The following is a 20,446-nucleotide window of genomic DNA, read 5'->3' on the forward strand; positions in this document are numbered from 1 at the left end:
CACGAGCACGACGAACACGGCGACGACGTCAGGGGAGTACGAGAGATGGCGATCTACAAGAAGGGTGCCGACCCGGTGGCCCTGCGGGCGTCGGCCGAGCGCATCACCGGGCACGCCCGTGAGTGCGACACCCTCAAGGGAGAGGCGAGCCGTGCGGTCCACGCCCTCAAGGGCCAGTGGGGCGGCGCCGACCTCGACCACCTGATGGACCGGTGGCCGCCGGTGGAGGCGCAGCTGACGCAGTTCGGCACGGACCTCGGCAAGCTGGCCGAGGCGCTGCGACGCAACGCAGGGGCGCAGGACAGCACAAGCGGCCAGGGCGGCTCGGGCTCGGGTGGGGGCCCCGGCGGGTCCGGCGGCAGCGGCGGCAGCGGCAACGGCGGCATCCCCGGCTACGACCTGCTCAAGTCGCTGTGGACCCCGATCAAGGGCCTCGGCACGGCAGTCGGCCTCCTCGGCACCGGCATGAAGGTCAAGAACTTCCTGTCCAACCTCGGCAGCTGGGACCGCGCGACGGGCCTGTTCGCCAACCTCAAGAACGCCTGGGGCACCGGCCGCCTCGCCGAGTTCGGCGACGCGCTCAACCCGAAGAACTGGGGCACACTCTCGCGCTTCATGCCGTCCCTGGCCGAGGGCGGCGCGCTCGCCCGAACCCTCGGCACCGTCGGCAAGGCGCTGGGCCCGATCGGCGTCGCGTTCGGTGGCTTCACCGTCGCCAACGACATCTCCGAGGGCAACTACGGCCGCGCGGGCTACGACTCCGTCATGACCGGCCTCGGGGCCGCAGCGCTCATGACGCCGCCTCCCGTCGACGTCGTCTGCGGCATCGCCGCCGGTGGCATGGCGGTCGGCCAGCTCGTCTACGACAACTGGGACACGATCACCGACTTCACCGGTGACGCCGCCGACGCGGTGGGCGACTTCGCCTCCGACGCCGGTGACGCGATCGGCGACCTCGCCGACAAGGCGTGGCCGTTCTGACCGGTCCCGAGGGCCCCGGGAGGCGAAACCTTGGGGCACCCGGCATCGTTGACGTGACGACAGGGCCCACGCGCCGGCCGCACGACCATCCCGCGAACGACACACAGACCACGACCGAGGAGAACCATGGCTGACCCGATGAAGGGCACCCCGCTCGAGGGTTTCGAGCTCCCCGAGGACGTCTTCGGGCTGGGAGCCGCCGAGCTCGCCTACCTGATGGCCCGCCACGAGACCCCGGCCGGTGAGCGCTCGCGCCGCCTGCTCATGCTCGACCCCCGTGCTGCCGACGACGCCGCCCTGCTCGCCGGCGCCTCCAGCCTCGCCTCGCGCGGCTGGCTCACGGTCACCGACGACGGCACGCCGGAGTCGCGCTCGAACGCCGCCCTCGTCGAGTACGCCGTGGGCGCGGCCACGCGCTGGACCCGCATCGGCCTCGTGGGCGAGAACGTCAGCCAGGCCGACTTCGCGATCCTCGTCGAGTCCGACACCGTCATCGCGCTCATGCAACCGCGCCAGCTCGCGTCGTGGTTCATCCGCCTCGGCGAGCGCGACGGCAACACCGGTGCGCTCGTGACCGGGCTCGTGCGCGAGCGCTTCGCGGCCGACGCGGACGCGGGCGTCTTCCTCGAGGTGCAGACCCTCGAGGGCAGCACCAACCTCGCGGTCCGCCGCTCGGGCAGCGACTACGAGGCGCTCACCGACGTCGCCGGGCCGGGCACGGGCACGGGTGGGGTCGTCGACGCCGACGGCCTGCTGGGTGCCGTGTCCGCCCTCTACACCGAGACGGTGCCCGCATGAGCGCCCCGACGCCGCGCCAGACGGACCCCGCCGGCCCGACGCCGCCGAAGGAGCCGTTCTCCTACGTCAGCCAGGAGCGCGGGCTGCTCACGCTCAAGATCCGCGAGCCCGCGCTGATGTTCGTCTTCTTCCTCGCCTTCACCGTCGTCGGGGTCATCTTCTTCTTCATGGTCAAGAAGGGCGCCGACCAAGGGGCCGAGGGCGCCATGGGCGTCGCCTTCCTCATCCTCGCGATCTTCGGGATCCTCGGCGTCGTCGGGATGGCCATCGCCGCGGTCCGATGGCGCTGGAAGCGCGAGTACGTCCGCGTCATGGGCCGCTCTCCCTGGGCCTGACGGGACGCGCCACCACGAGGCACACGCCGGTCCCCGCCGCGCCGGGCGGGGACCAGCGCGACAGCGACGACCCTGCCGGGGTCGTCCGGGGGAGGAACGTCCATGGCGATCTACCGCAAGGGGTCCGACCCCGTGGCCCTGCGCGCCAGCGCCGAGCGGCTCACCGCCCACGCCCGTGACCTGGAGTCGCTGCGCGCCGAGGCGAACCGCTCCGTCCACGGCCTCAAAGGGCACTGGGGCGGTGGCGACCTCGACCACCTGCTCGACCGGTGGCCACCGGTCGCGGCGCAGCTCGAGCGGGTCGGTGACGACCTCTCGTCGCTGGCCGCGGCCCTGCGACGCAACGCCGCGGGACAGGACGGGGCGAGCGGCGATGGCGGCGCCACCGACGGCTGGGCGCACACGGCCGCCGACCGGCACGCGGCGGCGCAGGCCGCGGCGCGCGTCGACCGGGAACGCTACGACCTCGACGGCGACGGCGTCGTCACGCAGGAGGAGCGGCAGGCCGTCGTCACCGCGGAGCTCATGGAGGCCCTCTTCGGCGGCACGCTGCCGCCCGAGCTGCTCCACCTGCGCGACGAGGACTACGAGGGCATCCCGCAGGGACAGGGCTACGACGCGGGCCGTGACGAGTTCCTCACGACGTACTACGCGAAGCACGGGGACTCCTCCGAGGACGTGCGGCTCTCGATCCAGGGCAAGCGCACCGGCTACGAGACGGCCTACGTCCAGCTCAAGGACGAGGACGGAGGCGAGCTCGGCCACGGAGGCGGCGTCGCGACCGACGGGCGATGGGTCTACGTGTCCGACGGCGGCAAGGTCCTCGTCTACGACCGCGCCGAGATCGACGCGGCCGACCCGAGCACGCCCGTCAACGCCTCGCACTCGCAGGACGTCCCGGTCAGCAGCTTCATGAACCTCTCACCCGACGGCCGGTACGCCTACGTGGGGGAGTGGGACAAGAACACCGTCCTGCCCGGCGACAGCAGCCCCGGCTACCCCGAGCTCTACCGCTACGAGGTTGACCACGAGACCGGCACGCTCGTCAACCAGTCGGGGCCGCAGCGGATCCCGAACAACGCCCAGGGTGTCGCCGCCACCGACGGCGGGCTGCTCTTCACGACGTCGTGGGGCGACAAGCCGGGCATCTCCCCGAACGAGCTCGTCTACCAGCCCTTCGACGGTGACCAGTCCGACGGCTTCCGGCTCGTCGACTCGGGCGATGCGCGCGACGTCGCCGAGGTCCCCTACTACGCCGAGGGGATCAACGTCGTCGGCGACGACGTCTACGTGACGCACGAGAGCGGAGCGTCGGAGTACCAGGGCGACGAGGGCGAGACCCGGATCCAGCACCACGACCTCGACGACCTCGAGCTCGACCGCTGAGCCCGCCCGCCCAGCGCGCACGCGAGCCCGGCCGGGAGTGACCCCGAGGTCGTATGCGGTGTGCTCGTCGACCGCCTGCCCCACCTCGAGCGGCCGTGGCGTTACGGCCGCGTGAACTCTTCTGCGACACGACGACACGTCACGGCTCAATCCCCGTCGGTGTCGCCCCCGAGTCGTACCGTCGTCCCAACGGCCGACACCCGTCGGACGTTGCCAGGAGGCCCACCCATGGAGCGATCGCTCAGGACGGAGGGTCGGGCAGTGCGCCACCCTCTGGTGGTCACCGCCCGGCATCTCGGGAGCGATTAGGCGCGCACCGCGCGCCGCGTAGGGAGTGGCACATGGCTCGTACGACCCGTCAGGTCACGTCGGACCCCGCCAGCACGAACACCAAGCCGGCCGCGGCCTCCACACGCGCCACGACACGCGCCTCCACGCGCACGACGGCCCGCGAACGCGAGCCCGAGCACAAGACGTACGTCCTCGACACGTCGGTGCTGCTGTCCGACCCCCGCGCCATGCTCCGCTTCGCCGAGCACGAGGTCGTGCTCCCGGTCGTCGTGGTGACCGAGCTCGAGGGCAAGCGGCACCACCCGGAGCTCGGCTACTTCGCCCGCCAGGCCCTGCGCCTGCTCGACGACCTCCGCGTCAGCGAGGGTCGCCTCGACAAGCCGGTCGCCGTGGGCACCGACGGCGGCACCCTGCGCGTCGAGCTCAACCACACCGACCCGTCGTCGCTGCCCGCCGGCTTCCGCCTCGGCGACAACGACACGAGGATCCTCGCCGTGGCGCGCAACCTCGCCAACGAGGGCGCCGACGTCACCATCGTGTCCAAGGACCTCCCGATGCGCGTCAAGGCCTCGGCCTGCGGTCTCGAGGCGGAGGAGTACCGCCACGAGCAGGGCGTCGACTCGGGCTGGACCGGCCTGCAGGAGCTCGAGGTCAGCAGCGATGAGCTCGACCAGCTCTACGACCGGGGCCGCATCGAGCACGCCGGTGCCGCCGAGCTGCCGTGCCACACCGGCCTCGTCCTGCTCTCGCCGCGGGGAAGCGGTCTGGGGCGGGTCGGCGCCGACAAGCAGATCCGGCTCGTGCGCGGCGACCGCGACGCGTTCGGCCTGCACGGTCGCAGCGCCGAGCAGCGGATCGCCCTCGACCTGCTCCTCGACCCCGACGTGGGCATCGTCAGCCTCGGCGGACGGGCCGGCACCGGCAAGTCGGCGCTCGCGCTCTGCGCCGGCCTCGAGTCGGTCATGGAGCGCCGGGCCCAGCGCAAGGTCCTCGTCTTCCGCCCGCTCTTCGCCGTCGGCGGCCAGGAGCTCGGCTACCTGCCCGGCACGGAGCAGGAGAAGATGAACCCGTGGGGCCAGGCCGTCTTCGACACCCTCGGCGCGCTCGTCTCGACCGAGGTCGTCGAGGAGATCATGGACCGCGGTCTGCTCGAGGTGCTGCCCCTGACGCACATCCGCGGCCGCTCCCTCCACGACGCGTTCGTCATCGTCGACGAGGCGCAGTCGCTGGAGCGCAACGTGCTCCTCACCGTGCTGTCGCGCATCGGGCAGAACAGCAAGGTCGTGCTCACCCACGACGTGGCCCAGCGCGACAACCTCCGGGTGGGCCGGCACGACGGGGTGGCCGCCGTCATCGAGAAGCTCAAGGGCCACCCGCTGTTCGCCCACGTCACGCTGACGCGGAGCGAGCGCAGCCCCATCGCGGCGCTCGTCACCGACATGCTCGAAGGTCTCGAGATGTGACCTGAGTCACAGGTCGCACAGCGATCCCCGAGCACGGGACTCGGGGACGCTGTGCGCTGGACCACTCGCCACGACCCCGGAACCACTCCTCGACGGTGGACACCGACTTGCTCCTGATGCGGTCGGCTGGCACCGTGTGAGGTTGAAAGATCTCGGAACGGTAACGCTCACGTCGGGGTGTGAGCGCGATCGGCGCCGGGATCACCCTCCACACGTCGGGCGCAGCCGTCGACGGGCCAGCGCCCGCAGACGCACGCGCCGGGCACCCCCCTCGACACAGGAAGGCGTGACGTCTGTTCATGGCACGGTATGAAGGCCGGCACCGCAACGCTCCGGCTCCCTCGACCGCTCCGCGCCCGAACCCCGCCACTCCCTCGGCGCGGTCCGGCCGCGTCCACCCCGAGACGTCTCCAGCCGTCCCCCGCAGCCCCCGACCGGTGACCCGCACCTCGACCAGCTCGACCGTCAGGACCGGCTCGACCGGCTCGACCCAGGGGGCCCGGCGGGCTTTCGACCCGACCCGTGCCATCCCCGTCACCCCTGCCGCTGCCCGTGCCACCGCCGGCCCTGACCGCCGCGACGCCGTGAGCGGTCCCGAGACCCGACACCCGTCGGGTCAGCCGCACGCGACGCGCAGCAGCCGCCACACGACGTCGTCCTCGCGCAAGCGTCACGTCGGCCGACCGATCCTCGCCGGGGCGCTCGCGCTCGGCCTCGGGGCCTCCGGGTTCGCCTACGCCAAGGCCACCAACCTCATCGGCGCCGACGCGGCCGCCTTCGTCGTCGGCAGCGGTGTCGTCGCCCAGACCGACGAGCTGGCCCGCGCCTCGACGGTCGACACGACCTATCGCGCCGCCGCCTCGGTCTCGCGCAACGAGCGCCGCACCGCCATCGCGGCCACCGGCCTGCGCACGGCCAAGGAGCTCGAGGCCAAGAAGAAGAAGGAGGCCGCCAAGCAGGCCGAGCTGGCCCGCGAGAAGGCGGCCAAGGCCGAGCGCGCCAAGGAGCGCCAGCGCGCCATCGACAACGCCAAGGACGACCCGCAGGCGGCGGCCCGGGTGCTCATGGCCGACCACGGCTGGACGAGCGACGCGCAGTACAACTGCCTCGTCAACCTGTGGACCGGCGAGAGCGACTGGCGCTGGTTCGCCGAGAACCCCAGCTCCGGTGCCTACGGCATCCCGCAGTCGCTGCCGGCCCGCAAGATGGCGCAGTTCGGTGCCGACTACCGCACCAACCCGCTGACCCAGATCAAGTGGGGCCTCTGGTACATCGAGATGTCCTACGGCAACCCGTGCAACGCCTGGTCGACCTGGCAGGCGCGCTCGCCGCACTGGTACTGACCTGACCTGACCCAGCCGTATGCCGGGTGGCCGGCTCCATCGAGAGCCCGCCACCCGGCATACGGGCTCTGTGGGCTCTGTGGGCTCTGTGGGCTCTGTGGGCCCGACGGTCAGATCTTGCGCAGGCGGACCCGGCGCACCTCGTGGTTGTCGCCCTTGGACAGCACGAGGCTCGCCCGCGAGCGGGTCGGCAGGATGTTCTCGACGAGGTTCGGGCCGTTGATCTCGCGCCAGATCCGGTTGGCGGTCGCGACGGCCTCGTCGTCGCTGAGCACCGCGTAGCGGTGGAAGTAGGAGTCGGGGTCCGAGAACGCCGTCTCCCGCAGGCGCAGGAAGCGCTCGACGTACCACTTGCGCACGTCGTCGACCCACGCGTCGACGTACACCGAGAAGTCGAAGAAGTCGCTGACCGCGAGGCCGGTCCCGCGCACGGGGTGCACCTCGGGCGCCTGGAGCACGTTGAGGCCCTCGACGATGAGCACGTCGGGCTGGCGCACGACGATGCGCTCGCCGGGGACGATGTCGTAGGTCAGGTGCGAGTAGACCGGGGCGGTCACCTCGGCCCGGCCCGACTTGATCTCGGCGACGAAGCGGAGTAGGGCGCGCCGGTCGTAGGACTCGGGGAAGCCCTTGCGCTGCAGGATGCCCCGGCGCTCGAGCTCGGCGTTGGGGAAGAGGAAGCCGTCGGTCGTGACGAGGGCGACGCGCGGGGTGTCGGGCCAGCGCGCGAGCATCTCGCGCAGGATGCGGGCGGTCGTCGACTTGCCCACGGCCACCGAGCCGGCGACGCCGATGACGAACGGCGTCTTGGCCGGGCGCTCGCCGAGGAAGTCGCTCGTCACCTGGTGCAGCTGGCGGGTGGCGCCGACGTAGAAGTTGAGCAGGCGCGAGAGGGGGAGGTAGACCTCCTCGACCTCGTTGAGGTCGACGCGGTCGCCGAGGCCGCGCAGCCGCGCGAGGTCGGCGTCGTCGAGGTTGAGCGGGTGGTTCTCGCGCAACCGGGACCAGGCGGCTCGGTCGAACTCGACGTACGGCGACGGGATCGCGGTCCCGTTGGCGCCGTTGCCGCCGTTCCCGCCGGTACCGCTGGATGGCTCCGACACGAGCGACATTCTGTCGGACGCCGGGGCCGGGGGTGGCGTGGGGCCCCTGCACGGTCCCCTAGGCTGGACCTCATGTGCGGAATCGTGGGATACGTCGGGCGGACCGACGACGGGACGGCGCTCGACGTCGTCATGGAGGGTCTTGCGCGTCTGGAGTACCGCGGCTACGACTCGGCAGGCGTGGCGCTGCTCGACGGTGACCACGTCGAGACCCGCAAGAAGTCGGGCAAGCTGGCCAATCTGACGGCCGAGCTCGAGGCCCACCCGATGCCGTCGTCGACGACCGGCATCGGCCACACCCGCTGGGCCACGCACGGCGGCCCGACCGACCAGAACGCCCACCCGCACCGTGGTGGCAAGGACGGCAAGCTCGCCCTCATCCACAACGGCATCATCGAGAACTTCCACAGCCTGAAGAAGGGCCTGCTGGCCGACGGCGTCGAGTTCACGAGCGAGACCGACACCGAGGTCGTCGCCCACCTCGTGGCCGCCGCCTACGAGCGCGAGCACGACCTGACCGACGCCATGCGCGCCGTCGTCGCCGACCTCGAGGGCGCGTTCACCCTCCTCGCGATCCACGCCGACCAGCCGGGAGTCGTCGTCGGCGCCCGCCGCAACAGCCCGCTCGTCGTCGGCCTCGGCGACGACGCCAACTACCTCGGCTCCGACGTCGCGGCCTTCATCGGCCACACGCGGCACGCGCTCGAGCTCGCCCAGGACCAGATCGTTACGATCACGCCCGACGGTGCCAGCGTCATCAACTTCGACGGCACGCCCGCCGAGGGCAAGGCGTACGAGGTCACCTGGGACGCCGCGGCTGCCGAGAAGGGCGGCTACGCGACGTTCATGGAGAAGGAGATCCACGACCAGCCGCACGCCGTGGCCGACACCCTCCTCGGGCGCACCGACGCCGAGGGACGCCTCGTCCTCGACGAGATGAGCATCTCGGAGGAGCAGCTGCGCTCCGTCGACCGCATCACGATCGTCGCGTGCGGCACCGCCGCGTATGCCGGCATGGTCGCCAAGTACGCCATCGAGCACTGGACGCGCATCCCCGTCGAGGTCGCCCTCGCGCACGAGTTCCGCTACTGCGACCCCATCGTCAACGAGCGCACCCTCGTCGTCTCGATCAGCCAGTCGGGCGAGACGATGGACACCCTCATGGCCGTCAAGCACGCCCGCGAGCTCGGCGCCATCACCGTCTCCGTGTGCAACACGCACGGCTCGACGATCCCGCGCGAGTCCGACGCCGTGCTCTACACGCACGCCGGCCCCGAGATCGCCGTCGCCTCGACCAAGGCCTTCCTCGCGCAGATCACCGCCTGCTACGTCCTCGGCCTCTACCTCGCTCAGCTGCGCGGCGGCTCGTTCGCCGACGACGCGCAGTCGGTCATGAAGGAGCTGAGCGGCGTCCCCGCCAAGATCGAGACCCTGCTCGGCCAGATGGGCCGGGTCAGGGAGATCGCGAAGTTCATGGCCGACACCCGCTCGGTCCTCTTCCTCGGGCGGCACGTCGGCTACCCGATCGCCATGGAGGGCGCGCTCAAGCTCAAGGAGCTCGCCTACATCCACGCCGAGGGCTTCGCCGCCGGTGAGCTCAAGCACGGCCCGATCGCGCTCATCGAGCCGGGCCAGCCGGTCTTCGTCGTCGTGCCGTCGCCGACGAGCGAGCACGGTCTGCACGGCAAGGTCGTCAGCAACATCCAGGAGATCCGCGCCCGCGGCGCCCGCACACTCGTCATCGCCGAGGAGGGTGACGAGTCCGTCGAGCCCTTCGCCGACGAGGTCATCCGGGTGCCCGCGACCTCCCCGCTTCTCGCGCCGCTGCTGACGGTCGTGCCGCTCCAGGTCTTCGCGCTCTGGCTCTCGACGGCCAAGGGCCTCGACGTCGACCAGCCGCGCAACCTCGCCAAGTCGGTCACGGTCGAGTGACGTGATCGTCGGGGTCGGGATCGACGTCGTCGACATCGCGCGTTTCGAGTCCACCCTCGAGCGCACCCCGGCGCTGCGCGAGCGGCTCTTCACGGTCGAGGAGCGCCACCTCGGCATCGCCTCGCTCGCCGCGCGCTTCGCCGCCAAGGAGGCGCTCGCCAAGTCGCTCGGAGCACCGGTCGGCCTGCACTGGACCGATGCCCGGGTCGTGACGAACGACGACGGCCGCCCCTCGCTCGAGATCGGCGGCACCGTCCTCGCCCGGGCCAACGACCTCGGCGTCGACTCCTTCCACGTGTCCCTGTCGCACGACGCGGGTGTCGCGTCGGCCGTCGTCATCGCGGAGGGCTGATGATCCGCGCACACTCCGTCGAGGCCGTCCGTGCCGCCGAGGCCGCCGCCATGGCCCTGCTGCCCGACGGTGAGCTGATGTCCCGCGCCGCGCAGGGCCTGGCGCAGGTGGCCGCAGCGCGCCTCGAGGACTCCGACGAGGCGACCGTCGTCGGCCTCGTCGGCGCGGGTGACAACGGCGGCGACACCCTGTATGCCGTGGGCCTGCTGAGCGAGGCCGGCTTCCCGTGCGCCGTGGTGCTGTTACCCGCGTCGGGGCGGGAGGGCGTGCACGCCGACGGCCTCGCGGCGGCCGAGACCGCGGGAGTCATGGTCCACGTCGCCGCCGACGACCCGGCAGCCGCCGTGGCCGTCGTCGCCGAGGCCGACCTCGTGCTCGACGGCATCGTCGGCATCGGCGGGCGACCCGGGCTGCGTCCCGAGGCCGCGGCCCTCGTCGACGCCATCGACGACGACGCGTGGGTTATCGCCGTCGACGTCGCGAGCGGACTCGACCCCGAGGGCGAGTCCGACGACCACGACGCCGTCTGGGCCGACGAGACCGTCACCTTCGGCACGCCGAAGCCGGCCCACCTCTTGCCCGCCGGTGAGGCCGCGACCGGCCGCCTCACCGTCATCGACATCGGCGTCGACGTCACCGACGTGCCGGCCGCCGTCGAGCGGCTCACCTGGGACGACGTCGCGGCCCTCTGGCCCGTGCCCTCGCGCGGCGACGACAAGTACTCCCGTGGCGTCCTCGGCGTCGTCGCGGGTGGGGAGTCCTACTCCGGCGCCGCCGTGCTCAGCGTCATGGCGGCCGTCGAGGCCGGCGTCGGCATGGTGCGCTACGTCGGCACCCCGACCCCGACCGGCCTCGTGCGAGCAGCCGTGCCCGAGGCGGTCATGGGCGACGGCCGGGTGCAGGCCTGGGTCATCGGCCCCGGTCTCGACGTCACGGCCACCGGCCCGGAGGCGCAGGCCCAGGTCGCGGTGGCCCGTGCCGCCCTCGCCTCCGACCTGCCCGTCGTCATCGACGCGGGCGGGCTCGACCTCATCGAGGGCTGGCGCGACGCGCCGACCGTCGTCACCCCGCACGCCGGAGAGCTCGGCCGTCTGCTGGCACGGATGGTCCGGCCCGACGCCGGCCCCGACGAGGTCGAGATCAGCGCGGCCGACGTCACGGCCGACCCACTGCGCTCCGCCCGCGACCTCGCCGGCCTCATCGGCGGCACCGTGCTGCTCAAGGGAGCCACGACGCTCGTCGTCAGCCACGGGGACGTGCCGGTGCGCTCCCAGGCCGACGCGCCGCCGTGGCTCGCCACGGCGGGGGCGGGCGACGTGCTCTCCGGCGTCATCGGCGCCCTGCTCGCGACGGGACTCTCCCCGCACGACGCGGCCTCGCTCGGCGCGCTCGTCCACGGTGTCACGGCCGACCGGGTCTCCGGCGGCGGCCCGCTGCGAGCGCTCGCCGTGGCCCACGGCATACGACCGACGGTGCGCGACCTGCTGGCCCGGGGACGGTCCGCGCCCGGGTGAGCCCGGCCCCCGCGTCCCGCACGCGGCGCCCCGCACCCGGACCACCCAGACGAACTGCGAGACTGAACCGATGAGCCAGATCGACGCCTCCGACGCCGAGCGGACCGCGACGCCCACCGCGGGCGGGCGCCCCGCCGCCCCGGAGACCCACGGCCTGACGGTGTGGGCCGAGATCGACCTCGCCGCGCTCGAGGCGAACGTGCGCACCCTGCGCGCCCTCGCGCCCGCCTCCGAGCTCATGGCCGTCGTCAAGGCCGACGCCTACGGCCACGGGCTGCTGCCGGTCGCGCGCGCCGCCGTGCGCGGCGGTGCCACCTGGCTCGGCGCGGCGCAGCTCGCCGAGGCGTTCGCCCTGCGCGATGCCGGCATCACGACCCGCCTGCTGACCTGGCTCACCGTCCCCGGCTCGGACTTCCGCGGCGCCGTCGAGCGCGACATCGACCTCTCCGCCTCGGCGCCCTGGGTCCTCGACGAGATCGCCGACGCGGCGTCCGCGCTCGGCCGCACCGCCCGCGTCCACCTCAAGGTCGACACCGGGCTCGGACGCGGGGGTGCCTACGGCAGCGACTGGACCACGCTCGTGCAGCACGCCCGCCGCGTCGAGGAGGAGGGTTCGGTCACGGTCGTCGGTGTGTGGACCCACTTCGCCCATGCCGACTCACCCGAGCACCCCACGGTGCTCGCGCAGCAGGAGCGCTTCTTCGAGGCCGTCACCGAGGCCCAGCAGGCCGGGCTGAGCCCCGAGGTACGCCACCTCGCCAACTCCGCCGCGACGCTCGTGCACCCCTCGGCCCACGCCGACCTCGTGCGGCCCGGGATCGCGATGTACGGCCTCACCCCGGTGCCGCAGGTCGACGACGACTTCGGCCTGCGTCCGGTCATGACGCTCCGCGCCCGCCTCGCCCTCGTCAAGGCGCTGCCGGCGGGGCAGGGGATCAGCTACGGCCACGCGTACGTCCCGGAGGTCGACACGGTCGTCGGGCTCGTGCCGGCCGGCTACGCCGACGGGGTCCCGCGCAACGCGACCAACGTCGGGCCGCTCCTGGTCGACGGGCGCCGCACCACCATCGCGGGTCGCGTCTGCATGGACCAGTTCGTCGTCGATCTCGGGCCGGCCTCGCAGGCGCGGGCCGGCGACGTCGTGACGCTCTTCGGCGGGGCACCGGGCGAGCCCACGGCCCAGGAGTGGGCCGACGCGACCGACACCATCAGCTACGAGATCGTGACGCGGCTCGGGGCGCGTGTGCCCAGGCTCTACGTCGGGGACCCCGAGGGTCGCGCATGAGCCCTCGCCGCAACCCCGTCCTCGGCATCGCCGCCGCGACCCTCGGCGTCGCCGCCGGGGTGGCCGCGGGCATCGCCGCCGACCGCGCCGGCAAGCACCGGGCCGCGATGGCGGCCCTGGAGACCCCCGAGCTGCTCGACATCACGCCCGACGAGGAGCACGTCGTGCTCACCGACGACGGCGTCCCGCTCCACGTCGAGATCGACCTGCCCTCCGCCGCAGCGGCCGGGACCGCCGCCGACGGCACCACCCGCCACGGACGTCCCGACGAGCTGCCGACCGTCGTGCTGACGCACGGCTACTGCCTCAGCCTGCGCTGCTGGGTCTACCAGCGGCGGGCCCTCAAGGAGGCCGGCTACCGCGTCGTCAGCTGGGACCAGCGCGGCCACGGCATGTCGGGTCGCGGCGAGAAGGACAGCTACACCATCGACCGGCTCGGTCAGGACCTCCACACCGTCATCACTGAGCTCGTGCCCGACGGCGACCTCGTCCTCGTCGGCCACTCGATGGGTGGCATGACGATGCTCGCGCTCGGGGAGCAGCACCCGCGGTTCGTCGTCGACCGGGTCGTCGGCGCCGCGTTCGTCGCGACCAGCCCCGGGGGCATCATGCTGGCCAACGGCGGCCGCACCGCGACCTTCGGCCGCCTCATGCTCGAGCGCCTCGGACCGGGCGTGCTCGGTCCGCTGAGCAGCCGGCCCGAGCTCTTCACCCGGATCCGGCGCGTCGGGCGCGACATCGAGCACTTCATGGTCGAGCAGAACTCGTTCGCCTCGCCGGTGCCCCGCTCGGTCGTGCGCTACACGAGCGACATCCTCCTCGGCACGCCGCTCGACGTCGTCAACGACTACCTCCAGACGTTCGACGGCTTCGACAAGCGGCCCGCCCTGCTCGAGTTCCGGCACGCCGTCGTCCTCGTCTTCAACGGCCGCGACGACATCCTCACGCCGCCGTCGCACAGCGAGCTCATCGTCGAGGGCATCCCTGGCGCCGAGCACATCGTCGTCAACGACGCCGGACACGTCATCATGCTCGAGCACCCCGACCTGCTCAACGCCCACCTCGTGCAGCTCGTCGACCAGTCGGCACGGGCGCGGGCCGAGCAGATCGAGGTCGACAAGCAGCCGCGGGTGCGTCGCATCGTCACCGACGTCGCGAAGAACCGCCGTCAGCGCCGCCTCGAGAAGGAGGCCGCCGAGCTCGTCCGTTCCGGCCGCGCCAAGCAGGCGCGCAGCAAGGGGGCCTGAGCACGTGGAACGTGAGGTCCGTTGGGCCACCACCGACGACACCCAGGACTTCGGCCGCCGCCTCGGCGCCCTGCTGCTCGGTGGCGACGTCCTCGTCCTCACCGGCGACCTCGGTGCCGGCAAGACGACGCTGACGCAGGGCATCGCCGAGGGCCTCGGCGTGCGCGGGCCCATCACGTCGCCGACCTTCGTCATCGCGCGGGTGCATCCGTCGCTCGTCGGCGGACCGCTGCTCGTCCACGTCGACGCCTACCGCCTCGGCAGCGCCCTCGAGCTCGACGACCTCGACCTCGACGCCGACCTCGACGCGAGCGTGACCGTCGTCGAGTGGGGTGCGGGCCTCGCCGAGCAGCTGAGCGAGTCGCGGCTCGAGCTGACGATCACCGGCGACGACGTGCGCACGGCGCGGCTCGTCGGGGTGGGTGAGCGCTGGGGCGACGTCCTCGACGCCGTGGCGCCCGCGACCTGACTGCGGCCGGGCGGGCGGAGCGGACGGCATACGTGAGCGGCACGGGTTCGGGGAGCCCGCGGCTGCTCGGATAGCCTGACCGACGTGCTCCTGCTCGCGATCGACACCTCCACGACCGCCATCACCGTCGGCCTGCACGATGGCAGCTCGGTCGTCGCGGAGGCCACGACGCTCGACGCCCGCGCGCACGCCGAGCACCTCGCGCCCAACATCCGCGACGCACTGAGCTCGGCCGGGGCCGAGCCCGGCGACGTCACCGACGTCGTCGTCGGCATCGGCCCGGGGCCGTTCACCGGCCTGCGCGTCGGGATCGTCACCGGCCGCACGTTCGCCTTCGCCCTCGGGCTGCCCGTGCGCGGGCTGACGAGCCTCGACGCGATCGCCCACGAGGCGTGGGTCGGTGGCCGGCGCGGCGACCTGCTCGTCGCGACCGACGCCCGCCGCAAGGAGGTGTATGCCGCCGCGTACCTCCTCGGGGACGCCCGGGTCGACCGCGTGACCGAGCCTGCCGTGTCCCGGGCGGCCGACCTGCCCGCCGAGACCCGGGCGCTGCCCACCGCGGGACGCGGCCCGACCCTCTACGGCGAGGCGCTCCCGCACGCGGTGGCGCCGCTCGACGTCAGCGGGGGAGCGCTCGCCGACCTCGCGGTCCGCCGCCTGCGCGAGACCGCACCCGGCGGTGAGCTGCAGCAGGTCGACCCCGGCCACGGCTTCGACGGTCTCGAGCCGCTCTACCTGCGCCGTCCCGACGCCGCGCCCGCCCCGCCCTCCACGAAGTCGACCCTCGGATGACCGTGGCGCAGCCGCACACGGACCCCGGCGCGGAGGTCGTGCTGCGCGACCTCGAGTGGACCGACCTCGCCCACCTCGCGGCGCTCGAGCAGCAGCTCTTCGCCGACGACGCGTGGTCCGAGGCGACGTGGTGGAGCGAGCTCGCCGGCCGTCCGCGTCGCGACTACGTCGTCGCCGCGACCCCCGACGGCACCATCGCCGGGTATGCCGGACTCGACGTCGCTGGAGACGTGGCCGACGTCATGACGATCGCCACGACCCCCGGCCTCCAGGGCCGCGGCACGGGGCGCGTCCTGCTCGCCGAGCTCGTCCGCCGGGCCACGGCCCGGGGTGTGGACGCGGTGCTGCTCGAGGTGCGCGCCGACAACGACGCGGCGAGGCGCCTCTACGACCGGGCCGGGTTCGAGGTCATCTCGGTGCGCCGCCGCTACTACCAACCAGGCAACGTGGACGCGCTCGTCATGCGCCTCCTCGTCACGAAGGGAGACGCATGAGCGACGAGCCCCTCGTCCTCGGCATCGAGACGTCCTGCGACGAGACCGGTGTCGGCATCGTCCGCGGGCAGACGCTCCTCGTCGACACGGTCGCGAGCAGCGTCGAGGAGCACGCCCGCTTCGGCGGCGTCGTGCCCGAGGTCGCGAGCCGCGCCCACCTCGAGGCCATGGTGCCGACCATCGAGCGCGCCTGCCGGGAGGCCGGTGTGCAGCTGCGCGACCTCGACGCCATCTCGGTCACCTCGGGTCCCGGCCTCGCCGGGGCCCTCCTCGTCGGCGTCGCCTCGGCCAAGGCCCTCGCGCTCGCCCTGGGCAAGCCCATCTACGGGGTCAACCACCTCGCCTCCCACGTCGCCGTCGACATCGTCGAGCACGGCCCGCTGCCCGAGCCCACGATGGCGATGCTCGTCTCCGGCGGGCACTCCTCGCTGCTCCTCGTGCCCGACGTCACCAACGACGTGCGCTCGCTCGGCTCGACGATGGACGACGCAGCCGGCGAGGCCTTCGACAAGGTCGCGCGCGTGCTCGGTCTGCCCTTCCCGGGAGGCCCGCACGTGGATCGTGCTGCGCGAGAAGGCAACCGGATCGCCATCGACTTCCCCCGCGGGCTCACCACCGGCCGCGACATGGAGCGCCACCGCTTCGACTTCTCCTTCTCGGGACTCAAGACGGCCGTCGCGCGGTGGGTCGAGACCCGACAGCGCGCCGGCGAGACCGTGCCCGTCGCCGACGTCGCTGCGAGCTTCCAGGAGGCCGTCGTCGACGTCCTGACGCGCAAGGCGCTGCTGGCCTGCAAGGAGCACGACGTCGACCACCTGCTCATCGGCGGCGGCGTCGCGGCCAACTCGCGGCTGCGCGCGCTCGCCGAGGAGCGGTGCGCCAAGGCCGGCGTCACCCTGCGTGTGCCCCGTCCCGGGCTGTGCACCGACAACGGGGCGATGGTCGCGGCGCTCGGGGCGCAGATGGTGGCGAAGGGGCGCGAGCCCAGCGACCTCGGGCTTCCTACCGACTCGTCGATGCCGGTCACTCTCGTCCAGGCGTAGTTCTCGTCACTGCCCGCTGGTTGGGTCTCGTCGAGCGTGCGTCCTGGGGGGCGGCGGGCACCCGTACGCCCGCGCGGCGTGGAGCGAAGGCGGCGTATGCCGGCACGTGGCCCCGCAGGGGCACGGTGCCGCCTTCGATGCCGCGCGGACGAACGGCTGCCCACCTCCCGGCGTGTCGCACTGCGCACTCGGCGCGTTGCTCCTGGGCCCGCCCGGCACTCTCTCGTCCTGGCTGGGTGTGACCGGGCCGCAGCGGCAGTCAGGCTCGGTCGGTGGTTCACGCCTGAGGAGGTTGCGGTTCGGTGGGACGGGTCGTGATGTCGGGGCCGGTTCTGGGGGCTTTGCGTCTGGAGGTGTCGCGGTCCGGGGCTAGGGGCAGCGGGCCAGGCCCATCTGGAGCTTGAGGTCGACGACTCTCGTCGCGGCGGCCTGGACCTGTCGCGCGAAGGAGGGGCTCGCGTTCATCTTCTTCGTCAGGGCGTCGTGCATGGTGGGGACCGTCGCCGGGCGGGCGGTCAGGGTGATGTCGCCACCGGCCTCGACGAAGCGGGTGGCGCGCGCGCCGACGGGCACGTCGGCGACGGCCTTCGCGGCGCCCACGTCGTCGGTGATGACGACCCCGTCGTAGGAGAGGCGGTCGCGGAGCAGGTCGGTGACGACGGGCTTCGAGAAGACGGCGTTGGTGTCCGGGTCGATGCGGCTGTAGATGGCAGAGCCGACCATGACGAGCTCGACGCCGTCCTGGATGCCGGTGCGGAACGGCTCGAGGTAGGGGTCGTCGACCGTCGTCGTGCGGTCCGTGATGCCGCGGGCCGTGACGTCGGTATTGCCGGTGATGCGGCCGATGCCGGGGAAGTGCTTGACCGTCGAGGCGACGCCCCCGGCGCGCATGCCGGCGATGAAGGCGCCGACCATGCGTGAGTTGCGCTCGGGGTCGCTCGAGAACTGCCGGTCGTACTGCCCGATCGGCCCGTTGTCGCGTCCGATCGACGTCGGCACGGTGTCGGCGACCGGCGCGAGGTTGACGTTGATGCCCGCGGTGCGCAGCTGGGTCGCCCAGCGTGTGGCGTCGGCGGTGAGGGCGCGGGCCGAGCCCTGGTCCTGGACTCGGGCGGACGGCATACGGCTGAAGCCGTCGCCGCGCAGCTGCTGGACGGACCCGCCCTCCTGGTCGGCCGCGATGAGCAGGCCGAGGCCGGCGGTGTCCTCCTCCGAGGCGAGCGTGGCGAGGTGGCGGGTCGTCGCGCGAACACGCTCGGTGCCGCCGTCCCAGCCACCGAGGAGGATGACTCCGCCGAGGTGGCGGCGGGCCACGAGTGCGTCGAGGCTCGTGCGGCTCGCGCCGTTGTCGAGACCGACCATGAGCAGCTGTCCGGCACGCTCGTCGTCGTCCATGCCCTCGACGATCGCGGGCGCGCAGGAGGCGGGAGCCGACGGCGTGGTGGTCGTCGGGGCGGGAGCGCTGGTCGTCGACGGGGACGCGCTCGTCGACGGCGCGGTCGATGCCGACGTCGAGGAGGGCGCGGTGGTCCCGGCCACCGACGGTGTGCCGGTCTGTGGGGCAGAGGAGCAGGCGGCCGCGACGGACGTCACGGCGGCCGCGAGGACGACCCACCGGGTGGTGGACGGGCGTCGGCTGTGGCTCGGGCGCATCGTTCGAGCCTATCCCCGGCCGCCGGTCGTCCTCGCGGTGGCAGCGACGGGCGGCCGAACCGGTACGTTGCCGCTGTGACGACCGAACCCACCCCGATCGTGCTCGACGTCGACACCGGTGTCGACGACGCCTGCGCCCTGCTCCTCGCCGCCCTGCACCCGGCCCTCGACCTGCGCGCGGTGTCGTGCGTCGGCGGCAACGCGCCCGTCGACGACGTCGTGCGCAACACCCTCCTCGTCCTCGAGACCGCGGGGCGCACGGACGTCCCGGTGGCCCGCGGCGCCGAGCGCCCCCTGCTGGAGTCGCCCGTCGACGCCCGCCACGTGCACGGCGACGACGGCATGGCCGACCTGGGCTGGCCGCCGGCTGCCCTGAGGGCCGACCCGCGCCACGCCGTCGAGCTGCTCCGTGACGTGTGCCGTGAGGCCGCGGCGGAGAACCGGCCGGTCACGCTCGTGCCCCTCGCGCCGCTGACGAACATCGCCCTGCTGCTCCGGACCTATCCGGACGTCGTGGCCGGCATCGCGGAGATCGTCTTCATGGGCGGCGCCGCCAACGTCGGCAACGCGACCGCCTCGGCCGAGTTCAACGTCTTCCACGACCCCGAGGCGGCGGCGATCGCCCTCGACGCGGCGGCCGACCTCGGCATCCCCGTGACGATGTACGGCCTCGACGTCTTCTACGAGCCCGTCGTGTCGGCCGAGCTCGCCGACGAGCTCGTCTCCGTCGGTGGGCGCGGCCCGGCCGAGCTCGCCGGCAGCCTGATCCGCTTCCAGAACGCCCGCTTCGAGCGCCCCGCCTCGACGATCGGTGACGCCGGCGCGGTCTGCGTCGTCGTCGACCGCACCGGCGTGCGCACCGAGCCGCTGCCACTGCGCGTCGAGCTGGCCGGCACGTGGTCGCGGGGACGCACGATCGTCGACCGGCGCGACTGGAGCGGCGACATGGCCCACGACCCGCACGGCGAGGCGCCGGTGCGGGTCGACGTCGCGCTCGAGGTCGACGGCGCGCGGTACGCCCGTCTCTGGGCGGACACCCTGCTGGGGCGGGTGGGGGAGCGCTGATGGGCCGCGTGGCGGTCCTCGGCTCGCTCAACGTCGACGTCGTGACCCTCGTCGAGCGTCACCCCGTGCCCGGGGAGACCTTGCTCGGTGAGGCGGGAGGCACCTTCGCGGGCGGCAAGGGCGGCAACCAGGCCGCGGCGGCCGCCCGGGCCGGGGCGGCCGTGTCGATGCTCGCCCGGGTCGGAGACGACGGACCCGGCCGCGCCTACCTCGACCGCCTCGCCGGACTCGGCATCGACACCGCGGCCGTCTCGACGAGCGACAGCGCCCCGACCGGCACAGCCTTCATCACCGTCGACGAGCAGGGCGAGAACTCGATCATCGTCGTGGCCGGCGCGAACGGCGAGCGCGACCCCGCGCTCGTCGAGCGGGCCGGACGACTCGGCCCGGGCGACGTGCTCCTCTGCTCGCTCGAGGTGCACCTCGACACCCTGGCCGACGCCGCCCGGGCGGCGCACGCCGCCGGCGCACGCGTCGTCGTCAACCTCGCCCCGTATGCCGCCCTGCCGCCCGACGTCGTCGCGCTCGCCGACCCGGTCGTCGTCAACGAGTCCGAGATGCGCGACCTCGCCGACTCCGACCTCGTGCCGCAGTCGCTGCTCGTGACGTTCGGGGCAGCGGGCGCGCGATGGGGGATGGACGGCGTCGACGGCATACCCGTCGCGCAGCGCGACCTCGGTGACACGGTCGGTGCCGGGGACGCGTTCTGCGGGGCGCTCGCCGCAGCGCTCGCCGGGGGAGCGGACCGTCAGGCTGCTCTCGAGGCGGCCAACGCGGCTGGCGCGGCCGCCGTGCGGTGGGTCGGGGCACAGCCGGACGCCGCCCTCTGACCCCACCCGACCCCGCAACACACCGAACAGGTCACGACCCACCGGGATCCGATCCCGGTGGGTCGCTACC

20 protein-coding genes are annotated in these 20,446 nt (G+C 73.2%); 18 read left to right on the plus strand and 2 right to left on the minus strand.

Annotation, left to right across the window (positions count from 1 at the left end; all coding sequences use genetic code 11):
* Positions 1-45 precede the first annotated feature (45 nt).
* The 6 genes from ACSSS0_RS16560 to ACSSS0_RS16585 all read left to right on the plus strand — a co-directional run bounded on the left by ACSSS0_RS16560 (position 46) and on the right by ACSSS0_RS16585 (position 6,597).
* Positions 46-981: a WXG100 family type VII secretion target gene (locus ACSSS0_RS16560; protein WP_487228850.1), complete on the plus strand. Its 936-nt coding sequence runs from the start codon at positions 46-48 to the stop codon at positions 979-981.
* 126 nt (positions 982-1,107) lie between these two features.
* Positions 1,108-1,779 carry a hypothetical protein gene (locus ACSSS0_RS16565; RefSeq protein WP_435986843.1) on the plus strand — a complete coding sequence of 224 codons (672 nt, stop codon included), beginning with the start codon at positions 1,108-1,110 and terminating at the stop codon, positions 1,777-1,779.
* Positions 1,776-2,114 carry a hypothetical protein gene (locus ACSSS0_RS16570; RefSeq protein ID WP_435986842.1) on the plus strand — a complete coding sequence of 113 codons (339 nt, stop codon included), beginning with the start codon at positions 1,776-1,778 and terminating at the stop codon, positions 2,112-2,114. Before ACSSS0_RS16565 ends, ACSSS0_RS16570 begins: the two co-directional genes overlap by 4 nt.
* 102 nt (positions 2,115-2,216) lie before the next feature.
* The gene (locus tag ACSSS0_RS16575; protein WP_487228851.1) at positions 2,217-3,500 is read left to right on the plus strand and encodes a YncE family protein; all 1,284 of its coding nucleotides are present in this window, start codon (positions 2,217-2,219) and stop codon (positions 3,498-3,500) included.
* 518 nt (positions 3,501-4,018) lie between these two features.
* Positions 4,019-5,254 carry an RNA 5'-3' helicase PhoH2 gene (phoH2, locus tag ACSSS0_RS16580; protein WP_487231220.1) on the plus strand — a complete coding sequence of 412 codons (1,236 nt, stop codon included), beginning with the start codon at positions 4,019-4,021 and terminating at the stop codon, positions 5,252-5,254.
* 437 nt (positions 5,255-5,691) lie between these two features.
* The gene (locus ACSSS0_RS16585) at positions 5,692-6,597 is read left to right on the plus strand and encodes an aggregation-promoting factor C-terminal-like domain-containing protein (protein WP_487228852.1); all 906 of its coding nucleotides are present in this window, start codon (positions 5,692-5,694) and stop codon (positions 6,595-6,597) included.
* A 110-nt stretch (positions 6,598-6,707) separates the two neighbouring features.
* On the opposite strand, the gene coaA is transcribed toward ACSSS0_RS16585, so the two are convergent.
* Entirely contained in the window at positions 6,708-7,709 is a 1,002-nt protein-coding gene (gene coaA / locus ACSSS0_RS16590) for a type I pantothenate kinase (protein WP_435986839.1), read from the minus strand.
* 63 nt (positions 7,710-7,772) lie between these two features.
* On the opposite strand from coaA, the gene glmS reads away from it, so the two are divergent.
* The 9 genes from glmS to tsaD all read left to right on the plus strand — a co-directional run bounded on the left by glmS (position 7,773) and on the right by tsaD (position 16,828).
* A complete protein-coding gene (gene glmS, locus ACSSS0_RS16595; RefSeq protein WP_487228853.1) occupies positions 7,773-9,632 on the plus strand; it encodes a glutamine--fructose-6-phosphate transaminase (isomerizing) in 1,860 nt (619 codons plus the stop codon).
* 1 nt (position 9,633) lies between these two features.
* Positions 9,634-9,984, plus strand: a complete 351-nt coding sequence (locus tag ACSSS0_RS16600) for a holo-ACP synthase (protein WP_435986837.1) — start codon at positions 9,634-9,636, stop codon at positions 9,982-9,984.
* Positions 9,984-11,498 carry a bifunctional ADP-dependent NAD(P)H-hydrate dehydratase/NAD(P)H-hydrate epimerase gene (locus ACSSS0_RS16605; protein ID WP_487228854.1) on the plus strand — a complete coding sequence of 505 codons (1,515 nt, stop codon included), beginning with the start codon at positions 9,984-9,986 and terminating at the stop codon, positions 11,496-11,498. Before ACSSS0_RS16600 ends, ACSSS0_RS16605 begins: the two co-directional genes overlap by 1 nt.
* Before the next feature lie 70 nt (positions 11,499-11,568).
* Entirely contained in the window at positions 11,569-12,783 is a 1,215-nt protein-coding gene (gene alr, locus ACSSS0_RS16610; RefSeq protein WP_487228855.1) for an alanine racemase, read from the plus strand.
* Positions 12,780-14,030 carry an alpha/beta fold hydrolase gene (locus ACSSS0_RS16615; protein WP_435986834.1) on the plus strand — a complete coding sequence of 417 codons (1,251 nt, stop codon included), beginning with the start codon at positions 12,780-12,782 and terminating at the stop codon, positions 14,028-14,030. Before alr ends, ACSSS0_RS16615 begins: the two co-directional genes overlap by 4 nt.
* Before the next feature lie 4 nt (positions 14,031-14,034).
* A complete protein-coding gene (gene tsaE / locus ACSSS0_RS16620) occupies positions 14,035-14,499 on the plus strand; it encodes a tRNA (adenosine(37)-N6)-threonylcarbamoyltransferase complex ATPase subunit type 1 TsaE (protein WP_487228856.1) in 465 nt (154 codons plus the stop codon).
* A gap of 84 nt (positions 14,500-14,583) precedes the next feature.
* Positions 14,584-15,291, plus strand: a complete 708-nt coding sequence (gene tsaB / locus ACSSS0_RS16625) for a tRNA (adenosine(37)-N6)-threonylcarbamoyltransferase complex dimerization subunit type 1 TsaB (RefSeq protein WP_487228857.1) — start codon at positions 14,584-14,586, stop codon at positions 15,289-15,291.
* Positions 15,288-15,785 (plus strand): ribosomal protein S18-alanine N-acetyltransferase, encoded by a 498-nt coding sequence (gene rimI, locus ACSSS0_RS16630; RefSeq protein WP_487228858.1) that lies wholly within the window; start codon positions 15,288-15,290, stop codon positions 15,783-15,785. The genes tsaB and rimI overlap by 4 nt, the downstream gene beginning before the upstream one ends.
* Complete coding sequence (gene tsaD / locus ACSSS0_RS16635) at positions 15,782-16,828, plus strand: tRNA (adenosine(37)-N6)-threonylcarbamoyltransferase complex transferase subunit TsaD (RefSeq protein WP_487228859.1); 1,047 nt, start codon at positions 15,782-15,784, stop codon at positions 16,826-16,828. Before rimI ends, tsaD begins: the two co-directional genes overlap by 4 nt.
* 369 nt (positions 16,829-17,197) lie before the next feature.
* Here the strand turns inward: tsaD and ACSSS0_RS16640 are convergent, their stop codons facing one another.
* Positions 17,198-18,223: a glycoside hydrolase family 3 N-terminal domain-containing protein gene (locus ACSSS0_RS16640; RefSeq protein WP_487228860.1), complete on the minus strand. Its 1,026-nt coding sequence runs from the start codon at positions 18,221-18,223 to the stop codon at positions 17,198-17,200.
* Between ACSSS0_RS16640 and ACSSS0_RS16645 the strand changes: the two genes are divergently transcribed.
* The 3 genes from ACSSS0_RS16645 to ACSSS0_RS16655 are packed head-to-tail and all read left to right on the plus strand — an operon-like array spanning position 18,222 to position 20,376.
* On the plus strand, positions 18,222-18,560 hold the full coding sequence (locus tag ACSSS0_RS16645; protein ID WP_435986828.1) for a hypothetical protein: 339 nt from the start codon (positions 18,222-18,224) through the stop codon (positions 18,558-18,560). The genes ACSSS0_RS16640 and ACSSS0_RS16645 overlap by 2 nt on opposite strands.
* On the plus strand, positions 18,557-19,546 hold the full coding sequence (locus tag ACSSS0_RS16650; RefSeq protein ID WP_487228861.1) for a nucleoside hydrolase: 990 nt from the start codon (positions 18,557-18,559) through the stop codon (positions 19,544-19,546). Before ACSSS0_RS16645 ends, ACSSS0_RS16650 begins: the two co-directional genes overlap by 4 nt.
* Entirely contained in the window at positions 19,546-20,376 is an 831-nt protein-coding gene (locus tag ACSSS0_RS16655; protein ID WP_487228862.1) for a PfkB family carbohydrate kinase, read from the plus strand. The genes ACSSS0_RS16650 and ACSSS0_RS16655 overlap by 1 nt, the downstream gene beginning before the upstream one ends.
* The last annotated feature ends 70 nt before the right edge of the window (positions 20,377-20,446 follow it).

The organism is Terrabacter sp. R4-6 (assembly GCF_057529065.1).

Coding starts and splice junctions, on each gene's coding strand:
- ACSSS0_RS16560 (WP_487228850.1), top strand. CDS start 46: ATGGCGATCTACAAGAAGGGTGCCGACCCGGTGGCCCTGCGGGCGTCG.
- ACSSS0_RS16565 (WP_435986843.1), top strand. CDS start 1,108: ATGGCTGACCCGATGAAGGGCACCCCGCTCGAGGGTTTCGAGCTCCCC.
- ACSSS0_RS16570 (WP_435986842.1), top strand. CDS start 1,776: ATGAGCGCCCCGACGCCGCGCCAGACGGACCCCGCCGGCCCGACGCCG.
- ACSSS0_RS16575 (WP_487228851.1), top strand. CDS start 2,217: ATGGCGATCTACCGCAAGGGGTCCGACCCCGTGGCCCTGCGCGCCAGC.
- phoH2 (WP_487231220.1), top strand. CDS start 4,019: ATGCTCCGCTTCGCCGAGCACGAGGTCGTGCTCCCGGTCGTCGTGGTG.
- coaA (WP_435986839.1), bottom strand. CDS start 7,709: ATGTCGCTCGTGTCGGAGCCATCCAGCGGTACCGGCGGGAACGGCGGC.
- glmS (WP_487228853.1), top strand. CDS start 7,773: ATGTGCGGAATCGTGGGATACGTCGGGCGGACCGACGACGGGACGGCG.
- ACSSS0_RS16605 (WP_487228854.1), top strand. CDS start 9,984: ATGATCCGCGCACACTCCGTCGAGGCCGTCCGTGCCGCCGAGGCCGCC.
- alr (WP_487228855.1), top strand. CDS start 11,569: ATGAGCCAGATCGACGCCTCCGACGCCGAGCGGACCGCGACGCCCACC.
- ACSSS0_RS16615 (WP_435986834.1), top strand. CDS start 12,780: ATGAGCCCTCGCCGCAACCCCGTCCTCGGCATCGCCGCCGCGACCCTC.
- rimI (WP_487228858.1), top strand. CDS start 15,288: ATGACCGTGGCGCAGCCGCACACGGACCCCGGCGCGGAGGTCGTGCTG.
- tsaD (WP_487228859.1), top strand. CDS start 15,782: ATGAGCGACGAGCCCCTCGTCCTCGGCATCGAGACGTCCTGCGACGAG.
- ACSSS0_RS16645 (WP_435986828.1), top strand. CDS start 18,222: ATGCCCTCGACGATCGCGGGCGCGCAGGAGGCGGGAGCCGACGGCGTG.
- ACSSS0_RS16640 (WP_487228860.1), bottom strand. CDS start 18,223: ATGGACGACGACGAGCGTGCCGGACAGCTGCTCATGGTCGGTCTCGAC.
- ACSSS0_RS16655 (WP_487228862.1), top strand. CDS start 19,546: ATGGGCCGCGTGGCGGTCCTCGGCTCGCTCAACGTCGACGTCGTGACC.